Origin of the sequence: Pseudomonas sp. URMO17WK12:I9 (assembly GCF_900230165.1) — a bacterium.
GTDB lineage: Bacteria > Pseudomonadota > Gammaproteobacteria > Pseudomonadales > Pseudomonadaceae > Aquipseudomonas > Aquipseudomonas fulva.
In genome coordinates this window covers 410,991-425,730 of the sequence record NZ_OCMQ01000001.1, presented here as the reverse complement: position 1 = coordinate 425,730, position 14,740 = coordinate 410,991, and the positions used below count along the sequence as shown (strand labels likewise).

The window sequence follows — 14,740 nt, the reverse complement described above, 5'->3', positions numbered from 1 at the left end:
CGCCTATTGTCACTGGTACGCCTCGTCAGTGACTCTAGACTCGAATCAGGCTCCACGCCGTGTCTATCATTCGCCAGTCAACCTTCCGGAGCAGTGTCATGGACCGCACAGCGCAATTCCGAACCTTCGCCGAGTTCTATCCCTACTACCTCAGTGAGCACAGCAACCCCACGTGCCGCCGTCTGCACTTCGTGGGCACCAGCCTGGTCATTGCCCTGCTGGCCTATGCCATTGGTAGCGGCAAGTGGATGCTGCTGCTCGCCGTGCCCGTGGTCGGCTACGGCCTGGCCTGGGCAGGTCATTTCTTTTTCGAGAAGAATCGGCCAGCGACCTTTACCTATCCCTTCTACAGCCTGCTGGGGGATTTTGCGATGTTCAGGGACGTGCTACTGGGCAAGGTGCGCCTCTGACGCCAAAGGGCCAGACTGCCCGCGGTATCGACACGGCCAGGGCGGTCAGCGATCGTTGTGACCCAGGTCGCGCTGTGGATCGATCTGATCGCGTATGCGCTGCTTGAGCACCTTCGCTTCGGGGAAGCCGCCATCGGCCTTGCGCTCCCACACCTGCACGCCATCGCACGTGATGCGAAAGACGCCGCCGCTGGCGGGCTGCAAGGCCACCTGCCCCAGGTCCTGGCCAAACGTACTGAGTAGCTCTTGGGCCAGCCAGCCGGCACGCAACAGCCACTGGCACTGGGTGCAATAGGTGATGATGATTTCAGGCTTTGGCTCGGTCATGTGATACCCCTCGCAATCGATGGATCAGGGCTTTTCGAGGTTGCCCAGAATCTTGGCATGGACCCGCATGCAGACCTCAAGGTCTGCTTCGTCGACACCTGTGAAAAGCTCGATGCGTAGCTGATTGGCGATGGTCTCGATCTGCTCGATCAGGGGCTTGGCCGGGGGGCACAGCACAATCTTCTTGGCCCGCCGGTCTTCGACAACGGCCTGGCGGCGCACCAGCCCCTGCCCTTCGAGGCTGTCGAGCAACCGCGCCAGGGTCGGGCCCTCGACGCCGACGCTCTGGGCCAGTTCGCGCTGGGTGGGCGCCTCCTCGAACCGCGCCAGGTGCAGCAGCACCAGCCACCGCGCCTGCGACAGATTGAGGCCGGCCAGGCGGCGATCAAGCTCGGCACGCCAACCACGGGACATCTGGGCAAGCTGCATGCCGAAGCGGTGTTGATTGTCGGTCAGGGGCATAAAGCGACTCGTTGAACAGTTCTAATTGTTAGGCAGCTAATCATGCGCGGCGCGACGAGGCAAGCCGTCCGGTCGCGCTGCTGCAGGGGAAACATGCGCTGGCATGACACGGATCAGCAAACCGCTTGGGGCAAGGCAGCGTGCATCGTTACAGCTCGAACTCTGCCGCCAAGGCGGCGCGCACGCAGTGCAAGACGCCGTCTGGCACACGTGATCCGAACAACGGCGCAATGGTGGAAACGGGTGGCAATTCGCCTTCGCCGTCGAGGAAGGCATCCTGGATCTCCGACAGAAGATCTTCCGGCAGGTCCAGCGCCTGTTCGAGGTTAAGCTCCTGACGCCCCAACGCCTCGGCCAGCAGGCTGTAGACATTCTTTTCCGTGCAGTCGAGCTGGCCGGCGATCTGCGCCGGCGTCATGCCGGCGCGGGCCAGGCTGACCAACTCATGACGCAAGTCCAGTACCACCTTCGGCGCCTCAGGGGTACCGCCACTGCCATTGAGCACTTCCAGGAAAGCCTGCCCGTAGCGTTCCAGCTTGCGGGCGCCAACACCGCTGACCTGCGCCATGTCGCTCAGGGTCACCGGCTGGCTGCGCAGCATCTCGAGCAAGGTGGAGTCCGGGAAGATGACGTAAGGCGGGACGCGGTGCTCTTCGGCAAGCTTGCGGCGCAAGGTGCGCAGCGCTTCCCACAATTCGCGTTCTTCTGCGCGCACCAACTGGCTGGCCGGGCTGCCGCCGCCAGAAGACGATGCCTTGGCCACGGTCTGCGGCTTCAGGTCACGGCGCAGTTGCAACGTGACCTCGCCCCGCAACAGCGGCCGGCAGCTGTCCGATAGGCGCAGGCCGCCGTAGCCTTCCAGGTCGATATCCACCAGGCCACGGGCCACCAGTTGGCGGAACAGGGAGCGCCAATCGGCCTCGGCCAGCGCCTTGCCGACGCCGAACACCGACAGCTTGTCATGACCGAAATTGGTCACTTTCTCGGTCTGCTTGCCCAGCAGCACGTCCACCAAATGCCCCACGCCATAACGCTGGCCGGTACGAAATACCGCTGACAACGCCTGACGGGCAGGCTCGGTGGCATCCCACGTCTGCACATTGTCGACACAGTTGTCGCAGTGCCCGCAGGGCTGTTCCAGCGTCTCATCGAAGTACGCCAGCAAGGTCTGGCGTCGGCAACGTGTCTCCTCGCACAAGGCAAGCATCGCGTCGAGTTTGTGCTGCTCGATGCGCTTGTGGCGCTCGTCACCTTCGGAGTTCTGCAGCATTTGCTTGAGCATGACCATGTCCTGCAAGCCGTACGCCATCCAGGCGTCCGAAGGCAGGCCGTCACGACCGGCGCGACCGGTTTCCTGGTAGTAGGCTTCCAGCGACTTTGGCAGGTCCAAGTGCGCGACGAAACGCACGTTGGGCTTGTCGATGCCCATGCCAAAGGCGATGGTCGCGACCATGATCAGCCCTTCTTCGTTGAGGAACCGATGCTGGTTGGCCGAGCGCGTTTCAGCCGGCAGACCGGCGTGGTATGGCAGCGCCGGGAAGCCTTGGTCGCAGAGGAAGGCAGCGGTTTCGTCGACTTTCTTGCGCGACAGGCAATAGACGATACCTGCGTTTCCACGGCGTTCGCCGAGAAATGCCATGAGCTGCTTGCGGGGCGCTTCCTTGGGGACGATGCGGTAGAAGATGTTCGGCCGGTCGAAGCTCGACAGGAAGCGCTCGGCCCCCTGCAGGTGCAGACGCTGGACGATTTCTTCCCGGGTACGCATGTCCGCAGTCGCGGTGAGCGCGATGCGGGGTACATGGGGGAACAGCTCGGCCAGTTGGCCCAGTTGCAAGTATTCGGGGCGAAAATCGTGGCCCCACTGGGATACGCAGTGGGCTTCGTCGATGGCGAACAGGGAAATGTCCAGGTCGCGCAGAAAATCGAGCATGCGCGGTTGCACTAGGCGCTCTGGCGCCAGGTAGAGCATCTTCACCTCGCCGCGGCGCAGGCGCCCGGCCAGCTCACGTTGCTGCTCGGCGTTGAGCGTGGAGTTCAGCGCAGCGGCCGACACCCCCAGTTCATCGAGCGTGGCGACCTGGTCGTCCATCAGTGCGATCAACGGCGACACTACCACGGTCAAGCCTGGGCGCAGCAACCCCGGCACCTGGAAACACAGCGACTTGCCGCCACCTGTGGGCATCAGCACCAGGGCATCGCCACCATTGGCTACGCATTCGATGATCGCTGCCTGGCGCCCTCGGAAGCTGTCGTAACCGAAGATGTCCTTGAGAACGCGCTGAGCCTGTTCGAGCATGTGCAACTCCAAAAACGCCGTACCACCCCGCTACAGGCTGGACGAAAAACCCGCGCCGCACACGCCGAATGCGTAAGCGGTTTTTGCCAAGGGCCCGACAACGGTGGGCCTTTGGCTGGAAACCGCCAAGTATACCGCACCCACCCCCTGCACTGGCACCGTTGCGATGGGCGTGTCTTTGCCCCGCTGACGCTGCAAGGTGCTAGAATTCGGTATCGTTTATTCCCAAGGTAGCCCCGTAATGTCCTTCGCCGAGCAACTGACCCGCCTGCAAGCCTTCCTCGACGCCGATGAGCTGCACGAAGAAGCGCTGGACTATGTCGCCGCCCACGGCTACCTCACTGCCTTGTCGATCAACGCCGAGGAGGTGCCCGAGCGCGAATGGATCGACGCCTTGTTCGCCGAAGAACCGCACTACGCCAGCGAGGCCCAGCGCGTGGAGATCGAAGCCACCCTGGTTGCCCTCAAAGGCCATATCGCGCGCCAGTTGGCCAGCGATGACGAGTTCGAACTGCCGTGCGACCTGGATCTGGGCGATGACCCAGACGACTCCGACCTGCGCGGCTGGTGCATCGGCTTCATGGAAGGGGTTTTCCTGCGTGAGGAAGCCTGGTTCGAGAACGCCGAGGAAGAAGTGAGCGAGATGCTGCTACCGATCATGGTCGGTTCCGGCCTGTTCGACGAGCAGCCTGAATTTGCCGACATCGCCAGTAATGCCAGCCTCCAGGACGACATGATCGTGCAGATTCCCGAGGCCCTGACCGCGCTGTTCCTGCTGCTGCATGCTCCGGAAGAGAAACCGGCACTGCTCAAGCCCCGTCACCACTAAGCCGGCATGCGCTACCTGTTGCTGGCCATCGGCTGGCTGAGCGTGGCGCTGGGCGTGGTCGGCGTCTTCCTGCCGGTACTGCCGACCACGCCGTTTCTCCTGCTGGCAGCGGCGTGTTTTGCCCGCAGCTCGCCGCGCTTTCACAACTGGTTGGTCAACCACCCTCGCCTGGGGCCCTGGATCAGGGGCTATCTCGGGGGCGAGGGGATGCCGCTCAAAGCCAAGGCTTATGCCCTAGGCCTGATGTGGTTGAGTATCGCCGTTTCCTGCTACCTGGTTGCGTTTCCTTGGGCACGGCTGTTCATGCTGGCCAGTGCGGTGGGCGTCACTGTCTACATTCTTCGACAAAAAACCTATACACCGCGTAAGTGACAATAATTTGTCGCCAAATATCAATTTGGCCTTCCGTGCTGGTTTTTTATCTAAATCCGTTCTGGAACTGCCTGTAGCCCACGTCCAGCGCCATCTGGACGGCGCCGAGTGGCGCCTGATTCAGCAGCAACCCTACTAATCGTTAGACAATTAATGTCGAACATGGCACGTTGATATGAATAAATCTTCTTACTCATTCCAGTGAATGTACTTAGCTGTGGGCTAAAAAACCTGCAACACTATACGGCATCAAAATATAGTCATTTTTTTGGCGATCTGCAGGAAAAACCAGGATCAGGGAGAGGTACCCATGCGTCTTTTGAACCCCATCACCAGCGCGTTGCTGTTGGCTCTGGCAAGTGCCCACGTGCAGGCGATGTCGATCACCGAAGCTGTCCAAAGCGCCGTGGATTACCACCCCCAGGTCAGCTCGAACCGCAACAGCAAGTTGTCTGCTGATGAAGATGTGAAGTTCGCCCGTGGGGGCTACTACCCGTCCGTCGACTTGGTGGCGGGCTACGGCCGTCAGCGCTCTGACAACGCCAATACGCGCGCAGAAGGCCGTCATAACAAAGAAACCCTCAACTACTCCCAGGCCGACCTGCGCCTGCGGCAGATGATCTTCGATGGGTTCAACACCTCCAGCGAAGTGGGCCGCACCCAAGCGGTCTCCACTTCCCGTGCGTACTACACCCAGGCGGTGGCTCAGGACGTTGCCTTGCGCGCCATCGAGGTCTACCTGGAAGTGCTCAAGCGCCGCGAACTGGTGAGCCTTGCCAAGAACAACCTGCAAGCCCACCTGCGAGTGAACGACCAGATCGGCCTGCGCAACGAACGGGGCGTAGGCAGCACGGCTGACCTGGACCAGTCCCGTGCCCGTCGCGCCCTGGCGGAAAACAACCTGGATACCGCAGAGGTCGACCTGGCCGATGCCGAGGCCAACTTCTTCAGCGTCGTAGGCCGTGTGCCGGATGAGCTGGAAGACCCGCAAGCGGTTGCCGTGCAGATGCCTGCAACGCTGGAAGAAGCACGCGAAGGCATGCGCCAGAACAACCCCTACCTCAAGTCGGCCCAGGCAGACGTTAACGCTGCCGAAGAGCAGTACAAGGTTGCCAAGTCGACCTTCTACCCGCGCTTTGATGCCATTCTGGCCACCGGTGCCAACAACAACACCGGCGGTGAAAAAGGCCACAGCAACAACGACTGGCAGGCAGGCGTAGAGATGAACTACAACCTGTTCCGCGGTGGCAGCGACAAGGCACGCCTGAACTCCGATGCGCACAAGATCAACCAGGCTATGGACATTCGCAACAATGCACTGCGCGAGCTGACCGAAAACCTGAGCCTGGCCTGGAACGCCTTGAACAACGCCAGCAAGCAGTTGCCTACCGCGCGCGAATACGCCGACACCACCAAACGGGTGCGTGCTGCCTACCAGGACCAGTTTGGCCTTGGCCAGCGCACCCTGCTGGACGTGCTCGACAGTGAGAACGAACTGTACAACGCCGACCGTCGTTACACCGAGGTACGCTACACCGAAGCCTATTCCCGCTACCGGGTACTGGCCACCATGGGCGAGCTGTTGAGCAAGCAGCGCATCTCGCTGCCGCCTGACGCCTATGCTGCCACCGAGGTGCGCACCGAAGCCCATCTGCCCGAGATGCGCTGATTGCACCGGGGCGCCGTTCAGGGCGCCCCTGTGTCCTTGCGATGATTACGCTGGTAGGTGCCTGCCCCCATGGCTTGGATCTGCCCTTCGATCAGGCCTTCGAACGGCGCCAGCACGGCGTCGAAGCTGACCGGTTGCTCGAGCACGTTCAAGGCCTGCACCACCGCCTCGATGGTCGATAGCGCGCCTGCCTCCGGGGCCTTGCGCAGTCGGTAGCGTGACGGCGTCACATTCCCTAGGGTTACTTTCGGCAGAGCCGCCAGCAGCGGGTTGAGGTACATCAACTTGCGCGCCTTGCGCCAGGTGCCGTCCGGCACGACCAGCAACAACGGCATGCCGTCGGTCTGCGTGTAAGGCCCGAGCGCTTGTGAGTCCGCGCCCGGGAACAACACCACTGGCCGATAACCTGGCATTGCCAGCCATTGATCCAGGTCCTTGAATACCTCACCTACGTGCAACTGGGCATTGACCAGGCCAAGCGCTGCCAGGCGAGCCGTGTTCAGCGCATGAGACGCCTCGCTTGGGTGCTGCAGCAGCAACACGCGGGTCCTGCTGCTGATCGCAGGTATCAAGGCGCAGAGGCAATGGTCGAGGGGGCGCAGGCAGCGCTCGCAGCGGGGTCTGGACATGGGGTCTCCTTGGCCGCGCAGTGTGCCACACAATCGCAGATCAACTGGCACGCCTTCAGGCCAAAGCGCGCCCAACGCAGGCATTGGCGATCAGCGATTGAAGCGCTCGGCCAAGCCATAGAGGTAGTCGGCCATGCGTTCGAGGTCCTGGCTGATTTGCGCGCCTTGCCGTGCCTGCCCGGCGCTTTGATCGCACAACTGGGCAATGCGCGTGATCTGCTGGTTGATGTCCTCGGCCACATGGCTTTGCTGTTCGGAAGCGGCAGCCATCTGCTGGCTCATGCCTGTGATCCTGCTGACCGCCTGGGCGATGCCGACCAGCGCGTTCTGCACGGCCTCGACGCTTTGCCTGCTGTCGCGCGCGATGCGTTCACCGTGGCCGGCGGAACTCACCGCCCGCTCGGCACCGGCGCGCAGGGTGGCGATGATCTGGTGAATTTCCTCGGTCGAGGTGCGGGTACGCTGGGCCAGCGAACGGACCTCGTCCGCCACCACGGCAAACCCCCGCCCTTGCTCTCCCGCACGGGCTGCTTCGATAGCAGCGTTGAGTGCCAGCAGGTTGGTCTGCTCGGCAATGGCAGTGATCACATCGACCACGCTGCCGATGGACTGGGTCTGCTGAGCGAGCGCATTGACGGCCTGGCCAATGTCACTGACCGCCTCGCTCATGCTGTCCATGGCATGCAGGCTCTGCTGGGCCAGCTCGCTGCCGCGCTGAGCGAGCTGATCGGCGTCACCGGCAGCATGGGCCGTGTTCTGAACGTTCTGCGTGACCTGCTGGATGGTGGCTGCCATCTCGGCGATGGCAGTGGCCGATTGATCCGTTTCACTGCGCTGACGGTCAAGCATCGCGGCCTGGGTGTCTGACAATTTCGAGGATTGTGACGCCCGGTCCTTGACCCCCACGCCTGCATCCTCAAGCCGGGTCAGGGCCGTTTGCAGGCGTGCTTCTTCACTCAGGATGGCCAGGTCCATTTGCCCATGCAGCCCGGGGCTGGCGCTATAGGTCAGCGCCACCAGCGGGCTGGTGAAAGCCTTGGGGTGTGCGGCCAGCGTGCGCTGGATGGCTTGGCTGTGCTGGCGTTCGATGACGTACCAGGCCAGCAGCAGACTGGTCATCAGTACCGCCAGCGCAGCGTAGGCCGGCAGGCTGGCATAGGCCAGCGCCGATATCACCCCGGCGGCGGCAAGCGGCCAGCCAGTCCCCAGGCGCTGACGCACACGTGCCACCCAAGGCAACGGTGCGCGGTCACTGCGCAGGCGTGCGTACAGGCGCTCGGCACGTGCGATCTGCGCGCGGCTGGGCACTGAACGCACTGACTCGTAACCACTGACGCGGCCTTGTTCGTAGATGGGCGTGACATAGGCACTGACCCAGTAATAGTCACCGTTCTTTGCCCGGTTTTTGACGATTCCCATCCAGGGCTTGCCCTGCTTGATGGTGTCCCACATATGGCCAAACACCGCGGCGGGCATATCCGGGTGACGTACCAAATTGTGGGGCTGACCCACCAACTCGTCATAGGTGAAGCCACTGATGGCCACGAACGCTTCGTTGCAGTAGGTGATTCGGCTATCCAGATCGGTGGTCGAGATCAGGCGCTGATCGCCGGGGAAGGTTCTTTCGTGCTCGGTGACGGGCAGGTTCGTGCGCATCTTCGGCGATCCTTGCAGGATGAAAATGTGAGAAAAATAGGCGCAAGGTTGATATGTAGCAGAGCGCTTTCAAATAGGAGGCCGTAGCCGCAGGAAATTATTGCATCCTGACGAAATACATCAACGCAATGTTTAACCCAATGTCGCAGCTGGCTGAAACAGGTCGCAATGAACGGGGATGAGCGCATGAAGCGGGAGGCATGACAGGGGGCGGAGCGGGGTTGCATCAGGCGGCATTAAGCCGCCTGAACAGACGGAACCTGGCAGCGGACGTGCCGGGAGCAGAAACGCTGATCGGAACAAAAAAGCCGCTCTACCCAAAAAGGGGAGAACGGCCTTCGCTCGCTCAGCGGCGTCGTGGCTGGCGAGGGCGCTGCTTTTCGTCAGTCGGTATGGGAACCGGCTGCAAGGGCGGCGGAATCAAACCCAAGGCAACCCCAAGGTCGTGGAGCCAGTTGTACAGTGCTTTATTCATAATGCCCCCTTTACGGGTAAGCCTAACGGCGAATCAGTTCGGCGCTGCCTTACACAGATCATAGCCGCATGTATCGGCTGACGCCTATATCTGATCTTACAGATGGGGGTGATTGTGACGCCGATCAAGCCGTTTGGGGGATTTCCTGGCACCGCCAATCGTTTCCCTATGTTACTGCTTGCCCCCTCATCCGACCCATTTGCGCAATTGCTGCCGTACCCAGGGCTCGGCACTTACCAGAACCACCCCCAAGAGCACCAGCACAGCGCCAAGTACGAAATTCACGGTCAGCGGCTCGCCCAGGATCAACACCCCGAAGGTGACGCCGAACAGGGGCGTGATGAATGAAAACACAGCCAGGTTCGATGCCAGGTATTTGCGCAACAGCCAGAACCAGGTCAGGTAGCTGATGAACGAGACGATTACGCCCTGAAACAACACGCTCCCAACCGCCAGCGGCGTCATGACCACATCGCCGGCCTGCCCCGTGATCAGCCCAATGAGCAGTAAACCGACGAAACCTACGGCTAGCTGATAGAACAGGGTAAGGGTTGCCGGCGCCTCGGAAAGCCGCGACCCCCTGACCACGACCGTGGTCGCGCCCCACGCCAAGCCGGCCAGTACCCCGAAGGCATCTCCCAGCAAGGTGCGCCCGTCCATGTTGGCCCATGACGTCCCACCCGCAAAGGCCATTGCAATGCCCACGAACGCCAGCAGTATACCCAGCCACTGCAACAACCTCAGCCGTTCGCTGGGCAGCATGAAATGCAGGCCAAGGGCGGTGAAGATTGGCGCTGTGTACAGGAACACTGACATGTGCGCGGCCGTGGTCAGCTTGAGCCCTTCGGCAATGAACAGAAACTCAAGCCCGAACAACCCACCCGCCAGTACACCCGCGCGCCAGGTCACCCCCATCTGCTTCCAGTCGCCGCGCCAAAGCACCATCAACCCGACCAGCACCGCAGCGATGCAATTGCGCAGGGTTGCCTGCATCACCGGGGCAATGTCCACGGCGGCCGTTTTTATCAGCACCTGCTGGCTGCCCCAGATCAGGCAGAGCACCACCATGACCTGGAACGCGAAGGCATCGGGGTTCTTGCGGGCCACGCTCATCGGCGGACCTCGAGACGGTACAAAGGCATGCGCAGTGATTCACCTGAAGAGAGGGACAGGAGATTATCGATTCACGCATGCCTCACTGGCCAGCCTTAAATGGCACCACCGGCAATCTGCGCCTTGGACGAGACGTGCTCGAAGGTGCGTTCATCCAACGCATCTTCCTGATCGTCCAGCACTTGCCGCGGGTGTTCAAAGCCTGGAATGCTGCTGTCGATCAGGCTCATCAGGCGCGACCCTCGCTCGGTCAGTACGAAGTTCTCGCCGTTACCACCCTCCTCTTCCGGGCGGCTTTGAATATAGCCTCGCTCCAGAAGCAGCTTCTCATAGTCGCAGGCCTGGGTTTTGAGGCGATCCAGGTCACCGACCGGCTCCCCCTTGGCCGCCAGATCAGCGGCATGCGCTTCGGCATAAGGGCGAGGCGTGAAGTTCTGCCCGCTACCGTTTTGTACTTCATGCAACAAGCGTTCGATCAGGTCCCAGTTATAGACAGTACGCATGCGATTACCTCCTGGTGTGCGTCGAGGATGTACACAGGCTTGGGACCTTCCGAATCTTCGCACGTTCCACGCAAATGGCCTGAAGGTCGCGTGCATTAGCTGCAAGAAACCACGCCAGCTTCTGCCCATTCATCCAAGGCTGTGAACCAATCGGTTTGCTGCACCTCAACCGTCCATCAACAACGCCGGAGGGCTAAAGGATGAAACCACTGCTGCGTATCACTTGCCTGGTTACCTTGTGCAGCGCGTTGCCCGCCTGGGCATGCACGCCGGAAGAAGCGACGCAAAAGCGCGAGGAACTGGCTGGGCTGGTGGCTCAACTGACCGAACAGAACCCGGCGAAGGCCAAGGAAATCAACGAGGAACTGCAAGGCATGCAGCTGGGAACCGCCAGCAAGGACTTGCCGGACAAGTGTCAGTTGATCGACACGCGTATCAAGGAATTGAAAGCGGCCGAGAAAAAGGCAGGGTGATACAGGGACGTTAGGCCAGAGCAGCGCTGAGCGCTGCCCTGGCCCAGGCCCCTGGTATTACTCGGCTGAGGGCTTGCGCTTCTTCAACGGTGCGAGCCCATCGGAGCTGGTCAACGGTGCGTTGGCCTTGGGCTTGGCCGTAGGCTTGCGCTTGGCAGTGGCCTTCTTGTCACCACCTTTCTTGTCCGTCTTCTTCTTTTTGGTACTGGCAGCCTTGCCAGACGCCTTGACCTTCTTGGGCCCGCTATAGGTGCCCTTGACTTCCTTGATGACCCGGCGCTCGAACTGCTGCTTGAGGTAGCGCTCGATGCTGGACATCAGGTTCCAGTCGTTATGGGTGATCAGCGAGATCGCCAAGCCTTCGCCGCCGGCGCGCCCGGTACGGCCCACCCGGTGCACGTATTCATCGCCGCTGCGTGGCATGTCGAAGTTGATGACCAGGTCCAGCCCATCGATGTCCAGGCCCCGCGCGGCCACGTCGGTGGCGACCAACACCTTGGAGCTGCCCTGCTTGAAGCGCTCGATGGCCAGCTTGCGGTCTTTCTGGTCCTTCTCGCCATGCAGCACGAACGCCTTGACGTCCTTGGCGACCAGGTGACCGTAGATACGGTCGGCCATGGCGCGGGTATTGGAGAAGATGATCGCCTTGTCGAAGGTTTCGTTGGCCAGCAGCCATTGCACGATCTGCTCTTTGTGCTGGTCATGGTCGGCGGTGATGATCTGTTGGCGAGTGCCCTCGGCCAATTGTGACACGCTGTTGAGCATCAGGTGCTCAGGGTCCTTCAGGACCTTGCCGATCATGTCGCGCAAGGCCGCGCCGCCGGTAGTGGCCGAGAACAGCAGGGTCTGCTCGCGGTTTTCGCATTCCTTGCACAGGCGCTCCATGTCCTCGGCGAAGCCCATGTCGAGCATGCGGTCGGCCTCGTCCAGGATCAGCACCTGGACGTGGGACAGGTCGAGGTTGCCGGCGTTGAGCTGCTCAAGCAAACGGCCCGGTGTGCCGATCAGCACGTCCGGCACCTTGCGCAGCATGGCGGCCTGTTCCTTGAAGTCTTCGCCCCCTGTCACCAGGCCCGACTTGATGTAGGTGAACTGCGAGAACAGTTGCACCTGCTTGAGGGTCTGCTGTGCCAGCTCACGGGTAGGCAGCAGGATCAGCGCGCGAATCTCCACACGACGCTCGCGCAGATCGACCAGACGATTGAGCAGCGGCAGAACGAACGCTGCCGTCTTGCCACTGCCGGTCTGCGCGGTGACACGCAGGTCCCGCCCTTGCAGCGCCAGGGGAATGGCGGCGGCCTGCACCGGGGTAGGCTCGACGAATTTAAGCTCGGCCACGGCTTTGAGCAGGCGTTCGTGCAAGGCGAATTGGGAGAACACGGAGGTAACCTCAGGCAAGTACGGAAATCAGCTGCATAGGGTAACGTTTTCTAGCGATTTAGCCGAATTTCTTTTGGCATGGGCCTGCCCATCCGCGTTCTAATAACGCTTCGTTTGGCAACAAGACTGTAAGCAAGCCCATGGACATCCAACGCTTCTGGCGCGACTCCCTCGACCTGTGGGGCACACTCGACCAACACCCCATGCTGCACGCCGCCATCGGCCTGGCCGTATTGCTGGTGATATCGCTGATTCTAGGGCGCCTGGCGCGCTTTCTGGTGCTGCACGGCGCCCGCCTGCTGGCACGCCAGCCAGCCCTGAAATGGCTCGACGACTTGCGTCACAACAAGGTCTTCCACCGCCTGGCGCAGACCACACCGTCGCTGGTGCTGCAGTTCGGGCTCAAGCTGGTGCCGGAGCTGTCCGACACCGCCCAGCACTTTCTGGGCAACCTGGCGTTGGCCTTCACGCTGCTGTTCATGACCATGGCCCTGTCGTGCCTGCTCGATGCCCTGCTCGACATCTATGCCCGCACCGAGCACGCCCGCACTCGCTCCATCAAGGGCTATGTGCAACTGGCCAAGATGATGCTGTGGATCTTCGCGGCCATCGTCATCGTCGCTACCCTGATCGACCGTTCGCCGTTGCTGCTGCTGTCTGGCCTGGGCGCGATGTCGGCCGTGCTGCTGTTGGTGTACAAGGACACGCTCTTGTCGTTCGTGGCCAGCGTGCAGCTGACCAGCAACGACATGTTGCACGTCGGCGACTGGATCGAAATGCCGCAGGTCGGCGCCGATGGCGATGTGGTGGACATTACCCTGCACACGGTCAAGGTACAGAACTTCGACAAGACCATCGTTTCCATCCCCACCTGGCGCCTGATGAGCGAATCGTTCCGCAACTACCGTGGCATGCAGCAATCAGGCGGCCGGCGCATCAAGCGCAGCCTGTTCATCGATGCCGCCGAGGTCCGTTTTCTGACCCGAGAAGAGGAACAGCGCCTGGGCCAGGTGCGCCTGCTGGGTGACTACCTGGCCGGCAAGCGTCAGGAGCTGCAAAGCTGGAACGAAGCCTTGGGGCCGGTGGCGGAACTCTCGGCCAACCGCCGCAAGCTGACCAACATCGGCACCTTCCGCGCCTTCGCTCTGGCCTACCTGAGAAACCATCCCGACGTTCACGCGAACATGACCTGCATGGTCCGCCAGATGCAGACCACGGCAGAAGGCGTGCCGCTGGAAATCTACTGCTTCACCACCACCACGGTGTGGGCCGAGTACGAGCGCATCCAAGGGGACATCTTCGATTACCTGTTGGCGGTGCTGCCGGAGTTCGGATTGAGTTTGTATCAGCAGCCCAGTGGCAATGACATGCGCGTAGGCCTGGCCGGGCACAATGCGCCCGTGCAGGAGCCGATGCCGCGGCGGATTGAGGAAATGAGCGAGGCTTGAGAGGGAGGGGGGCTGCTGCGCAGCCCTCTTGCCCTGTCCAGTAGTACAGAAGCTCTAGGGGGCACTCATCATTCCAAGCTCTGCGTCATCGAGTAAGGCCTTAGCCATCGCACATAGGTACTGCGAAGCCCATAGTAACTGTGGCTTGTCTTCCAGAGGACCGTCGAGAGACAAATCCCGTGCGTACCCCATCAACTCTGAAGCTTGCTCGCGCGCGTAATCGCAGGGAATACCAGGTTCGATACGAAACAAAGGATGGGTTTGATTTTGACCCTGATAAAACGTGGTTTTGCCTACGGTTAACGGAGTTTCTTCATTTGCCATCGACTGATCACCCTTAAGTAAGTTAGTTGACCCTTCTCGCACACAGCTCCGTCAGCCCAGAACAGCCCAACGAACGATTCGTGGAGTACGTTCGCGTCTGCGAGTTGAACCAATTCCTGCACTGACTCAAAAAGTACTGCGAGTGTCTTGGTGAGTGCAGCCACCGACATTGTGAGATGGGAAATCTAGGCTGCATGCCTGCGTGCCGCTAACTGCCAGCCTCGCACAGTACGAACAGCGTCCTGAAATCGAAAAGCAGTACCTGAAGTGGAGAGAAGGAAGGGGGATCCGGCACTATTTTCAGCATGGTATGACCCTCAATTTGAGATTGGGTACTACCACCATCTGCTGTCAAACAAAGGGTGGCAGCTGTA

General features: G+C 61.1%; 16 protein-coding genes. 6 read left to right on the top strand and 10 right to left on the bottom strand.

Annotation, left to right across the window (positions count from 1 at the left end; all coding sequences use genetic code 11):
• Positions 1 to 98: 98 nt before the first annotated feature.
• Positions 99 to 410 (top strand): DUF962 domain-containing protein, encoded by a 312-nt coding sequence (locus tag CRP40_RS01930; RefSeq protein WP_027915893.1) that lies wholly within the window; start codon positions 99 to 101, stop codon positions 408 to 410.
• 45 nt (positions 411 to 455) lie between these two features.
• Here the strand turns inward: CRP40_RS01930 and CRP40_RS01925 are convergent, their stop codons facing one another.
• From CRP40_RS01925 to recQ, 3 genes are all read right to left on the bottom strand, one after another.
• Positions 456 to 737, bottom strand: a complete 282-nt coding sequence (locus CRP40_RS01925) for a SelT/SelW/SelH family protein (protein ID WP_027915892.1) — start codon at positions 735 to 737, stop codon at positions 456 to 458.
• A gap of 24 nt (positions 738 to 761) precedes the next feature.
• Positions 762 to 1,199 (bottom strand): MarR family transcriptional regulator, encoded by a 438-nt coding sequence (locus tag CRP40_RS01920; protein ID WP_023533772.1) that lies wholly within the window; start codon positions 1,197 to 1,199, stop codon positions 762 to 764.
• A 148-nt stretch (positions 1,200 to 1,347) separates the two neighbouring features.
• Positions 1,348 to 3,495, bottom strand: a complete 2,148-nt coding sequence (gene recQ, locus CRP40_RS01915) for a DNA helicase RecQ (protein WP_027915891.1) — start codon at positions 3,493 to 3,495, stop codon at positions 1,348 to 1,350.
• 241 nt (positions 3,496 to 3,736) lie between these two features.
• Here recQ and CRP40_RS01905 point away from each other — a divergent pair, with 241 nt between their 5' ends.
• From CRP40_RS01905 to CRP40_RS01895, 3 genes are all read left to right on the top strand, one after another.
• On the top strand, positions 3,737 to 4,324 hold the full coding sequence (locus CRP40_RS01905; RefSeq protein ID WP_027915890.1) for a UPF0149 family protein: 588 nt from the start codon (positions 3,737 to 3,739) through the stop codon (positions 4,322 to 4,324).
• A gap of 6 nt (positions 4,325 to 4,330) precedes the next feature.
• Positions 4,331 to 4,696, top strand: coding sequence for a YbaN family protein (locus CRP40_RS01900; RefSeq protein WP_027915889.1), 366 nt, complete (start codon positions 4,331 to 4,333; stop codon positions 4,694 to 4,696).
• 310 nt (positions 4,697 to 5,006) lie between these two features.
• A complete protein-coding gene (locus tag CRP40_RS01895; RefSeq protein WP_027915888.1) occupies positions 5,007 to 6,365 on the top strand; it encodes a TolC family outer membrane protein in 1,359 nt (452 codons plus the stop codon).
• Positions 6,366 to 6,382: 17 nt separating this feature from the next.
• Here CRP40_RS01895 and CRP40_RS01890 read toward each other — a convergent pair whose 3' ends face one another.
• The 5 genes from CRP40_RS01890 to CRP40_RS01875 form a co-directional block, all read right to left on the bottom strand.
• Positions 6,383 to 6,994, bottom strand: coding sequence for a DTW domain-containing protein (locus tag CRP40_RS01890; RefSeq protein ID WP_027915887.1), 612 nt, complete (start codon positions 6,992 to 6,994; stop codon positions 6,383 to 6,385).
• 90 nt (positions 6,995 to 7,084) lie between these two features.
• Positions 7,085 to 8,650 carry a PAS domain-containing methyl-accepting chemotaxis protein gene (locus CRP40_RS01885; protein WP_027915886.1) on the bottom strand — a complete coding sequence of 522 codons (1,566 nt, stop codon included), beginning with the start codon at positions 8,648 to 8,650 and terminating at the stop codon, positions 7,085 to 7,087.
• A gap of 346 nt (positions 8,651 to 8,996) precedes the next feature.
• Positions 8,997 to 9,125: a PA1414 family protein gene (locus CRP40_RS22315; protein WP_023533827.1), complete on the bottom strand. Its 129-nt coding sequence runs from the start codon at positions 9,123 to 9,125 to the stop codon at positions 8,997 to 8,999.
• A gap of 186 nt (positions 9,126 to 9,311) precedes the next feature.
• Entirely contained in the window at positions 9,312 to 10,238 is a 927-nt protein-coding gene (locus CRP40_RS01880) for a DMT family transporter (protein ID WP_027915885.1), read from the bottom strand.
• A gap of 95 nt (positions 10,239 to 10,333) precedes the next feature.
• Positions 10,334 to 10,741 (bottom strand): hypothetical protein, encoded by a 408-nt coding sequence (locus CRP40_RS01875; protein ID WP_027915884.1) that lies wholly within the window; start codon positions 10,739 to 10,741, stop codon positions 10,334 to 10,336.
• Between the two features lie 200 nt (positions 10,742 to 10,941).
• On the opposite strand from CRP40_RS01875, the gene CRP40_RS01870 reads away from it, so the two are divergent.
• On the top strand, positions 10,942 to 11,214 hold the full coding sequence (locus CRP40_RS01870; RefSeq protein ID WP_027915883.1) for a hypothetical protein: 273 nt from the start codon (positions 10,942 to 10,944) through the stop codon (positions 11,212 to 11,214).
• A 57-nt stretch (positions 11,215 to 11,271) separates the two neighbouring features.
• Here CRP40_RS01870 and CRP40_RS01865 read toward each other — a convergent pair whose 3' ends face one another.
• Positions 11,272 to 12,594, bottom strand: coding sequence for a DEAD/DEAH box helicase (locus CRP40_RS01865; protein ID WP_033695144.1), 1,323 nt, complete (start codon positions 12,592 to 12,594; stop codon positions 11,272 to 11,274).
• Positions 12,595 to 12,734: 140 nt separating this feature from the next.
• Here CRP40_RS01865 and CRP40_RS01860 point away from each other — a divergent pair, with 140 nt between their 5' ends.
• Complete coding sequence (locus CRP40_RS01860) at positions 12,735 to 14,042, top strand: mechanosensitive ion channel family protein (protein WP_027915881.1); 1,308 nt, start codon at positions 12,735 to 12,737, stop codon at positions 14,040 to 14,042.
• 54 nt (positions 14,043 to 14,096) lie between these two features.
• On the opposite strand, the gene CRP40_RS01855 is transcribed toward CRP40_RS01860, so the two are convergent.
• Positions 14,097 to 14,366, bottom strand: a complete 270-nt coding sequence (locus tag CRP40_RS01855) for a DUF3077 domain-containing protein (RefSeq protein ID WP_081728226.1) — start codon at positions 14,364 to 14,366, stop codon at positions 14,097 to 14,099.
• Positions 14,367 to 14,740 lie beyond the last annotated feature (374 nt).

What these genes read in the sequence shown, in the direction of transcription:
- CRP40_RS01885 (WP_027915886.1), bottom strand. Translation starts at nt 8,650, where the DNA reads ATGCGCACGAACCTGCCCGTCACCGAGCACGAAAGAACCTTCCCCGGC.
- CRP40_RS01870 (WP_027915883.1), top strand. Translation starts at nt 10,942, where the DNA reads ATGAAACCACTGCTGCGTATCACTTGCCTGGTTACCTTGTGCAGCGCG.
- CRP40_RS01855 (WP_081728226.1), bottom strand. Translation starts at nt 14,366, where the DNA reads ATGGCAAATGAAGAAACTCCGTTAACCGTAGGCAAAACCACGTTTTAT.
- CRP40_RS01875 (WP_027915884.1), bottom strand. Translation starts at nt 10,741, where the DNA reads ATGCGTACTGTCTATAACTGGGACCTGATCGAACGCTTGTTGCATGAA.
- CRP40_RS01880 (WP_027915885.1), bottom strand. Translation starts at nt 10,238, where the DNA reads ATGAGCGTGGCCCGCAAGAACCCCGATGCCTTCGCGTTCCAGGTCATG.
- CRP40_RS01920 (WP_023533772.1), bottom strand. Translation starts at nt 1,199, where the DNA reads ATGCCCCTGACCGACAATCAACACCGCTTCGGCATGCAGCTTGCCCAG.
- CRP40_RS22315 (WP_023533827.1), bottom strand. Translation starts at nt 9,125, where the DNA reads ATGAATAAAGCACTGTACAACTGGCTCCACGACCTTGGGGTTGCCTTG.
- CRP40_RS01925 (WP_027915892.1), bottom strand. Translation starts at nt 737, where the DNA reads ATGACCGAGCCAAAGCCTGAAATCATCATCACCTATTGCACCCAGTGC.
- CRP40_RS01895 (WP_027915888.1), top strand. Translation starts at nt 5,007, where the DNA reads ATGCGTCTTTTGAACCCCATCACCAGCGCGTTGCTGTTGGCTCTGGCA.
- CRP40_RS01890 (WP_027915887.1), bottom strand. Translation starts at nt 6,994, where the DNA reads ATGTCCAGACCCCGCTGCGAGCGCTGCCTGCGCCCCCTCGACCATTGC.
- recQ (WP_027915891.1), bottom strand. Translation starts at nt 3,495, where the DNA reads ATGCTCGAACAGGCTCAGCGCGTTCTCAAGGACATCTTCGGTTACGAC.
- CRP40_RS01900 (WP_027915889.1), top strand. Translation starts at nt 4,331, where the DNA reads ATGCGCTACCTGTTGCTGGCCATCGGCTGGCTGAGCGTGGCGCTGGGC.
- CRP40_RS01930 (WP_027915893.1), top strand. Translation starts at nt 99, where the DNA reads ATGGACCGCACAGCGCAATTCCGAACCTTCGCCGAGTTCTATCCCTAC.
- CRP40_RS01860 (WP_027915881.1), top strand. Translation starts at nt 12,735, where the DNA reads ATGGACATCCAACGCTTCTGGCGCGACTCCCTCGACCTGTGGGGCACA.
- CRP40_RS01905 (WP_027915890.1), top strand. Translation starts at nt 3,737, where the DNA reads ATGTCCTTCGCCGAGCAACTGACCCGCCTGCAAGCCTTCCTCGACGCC.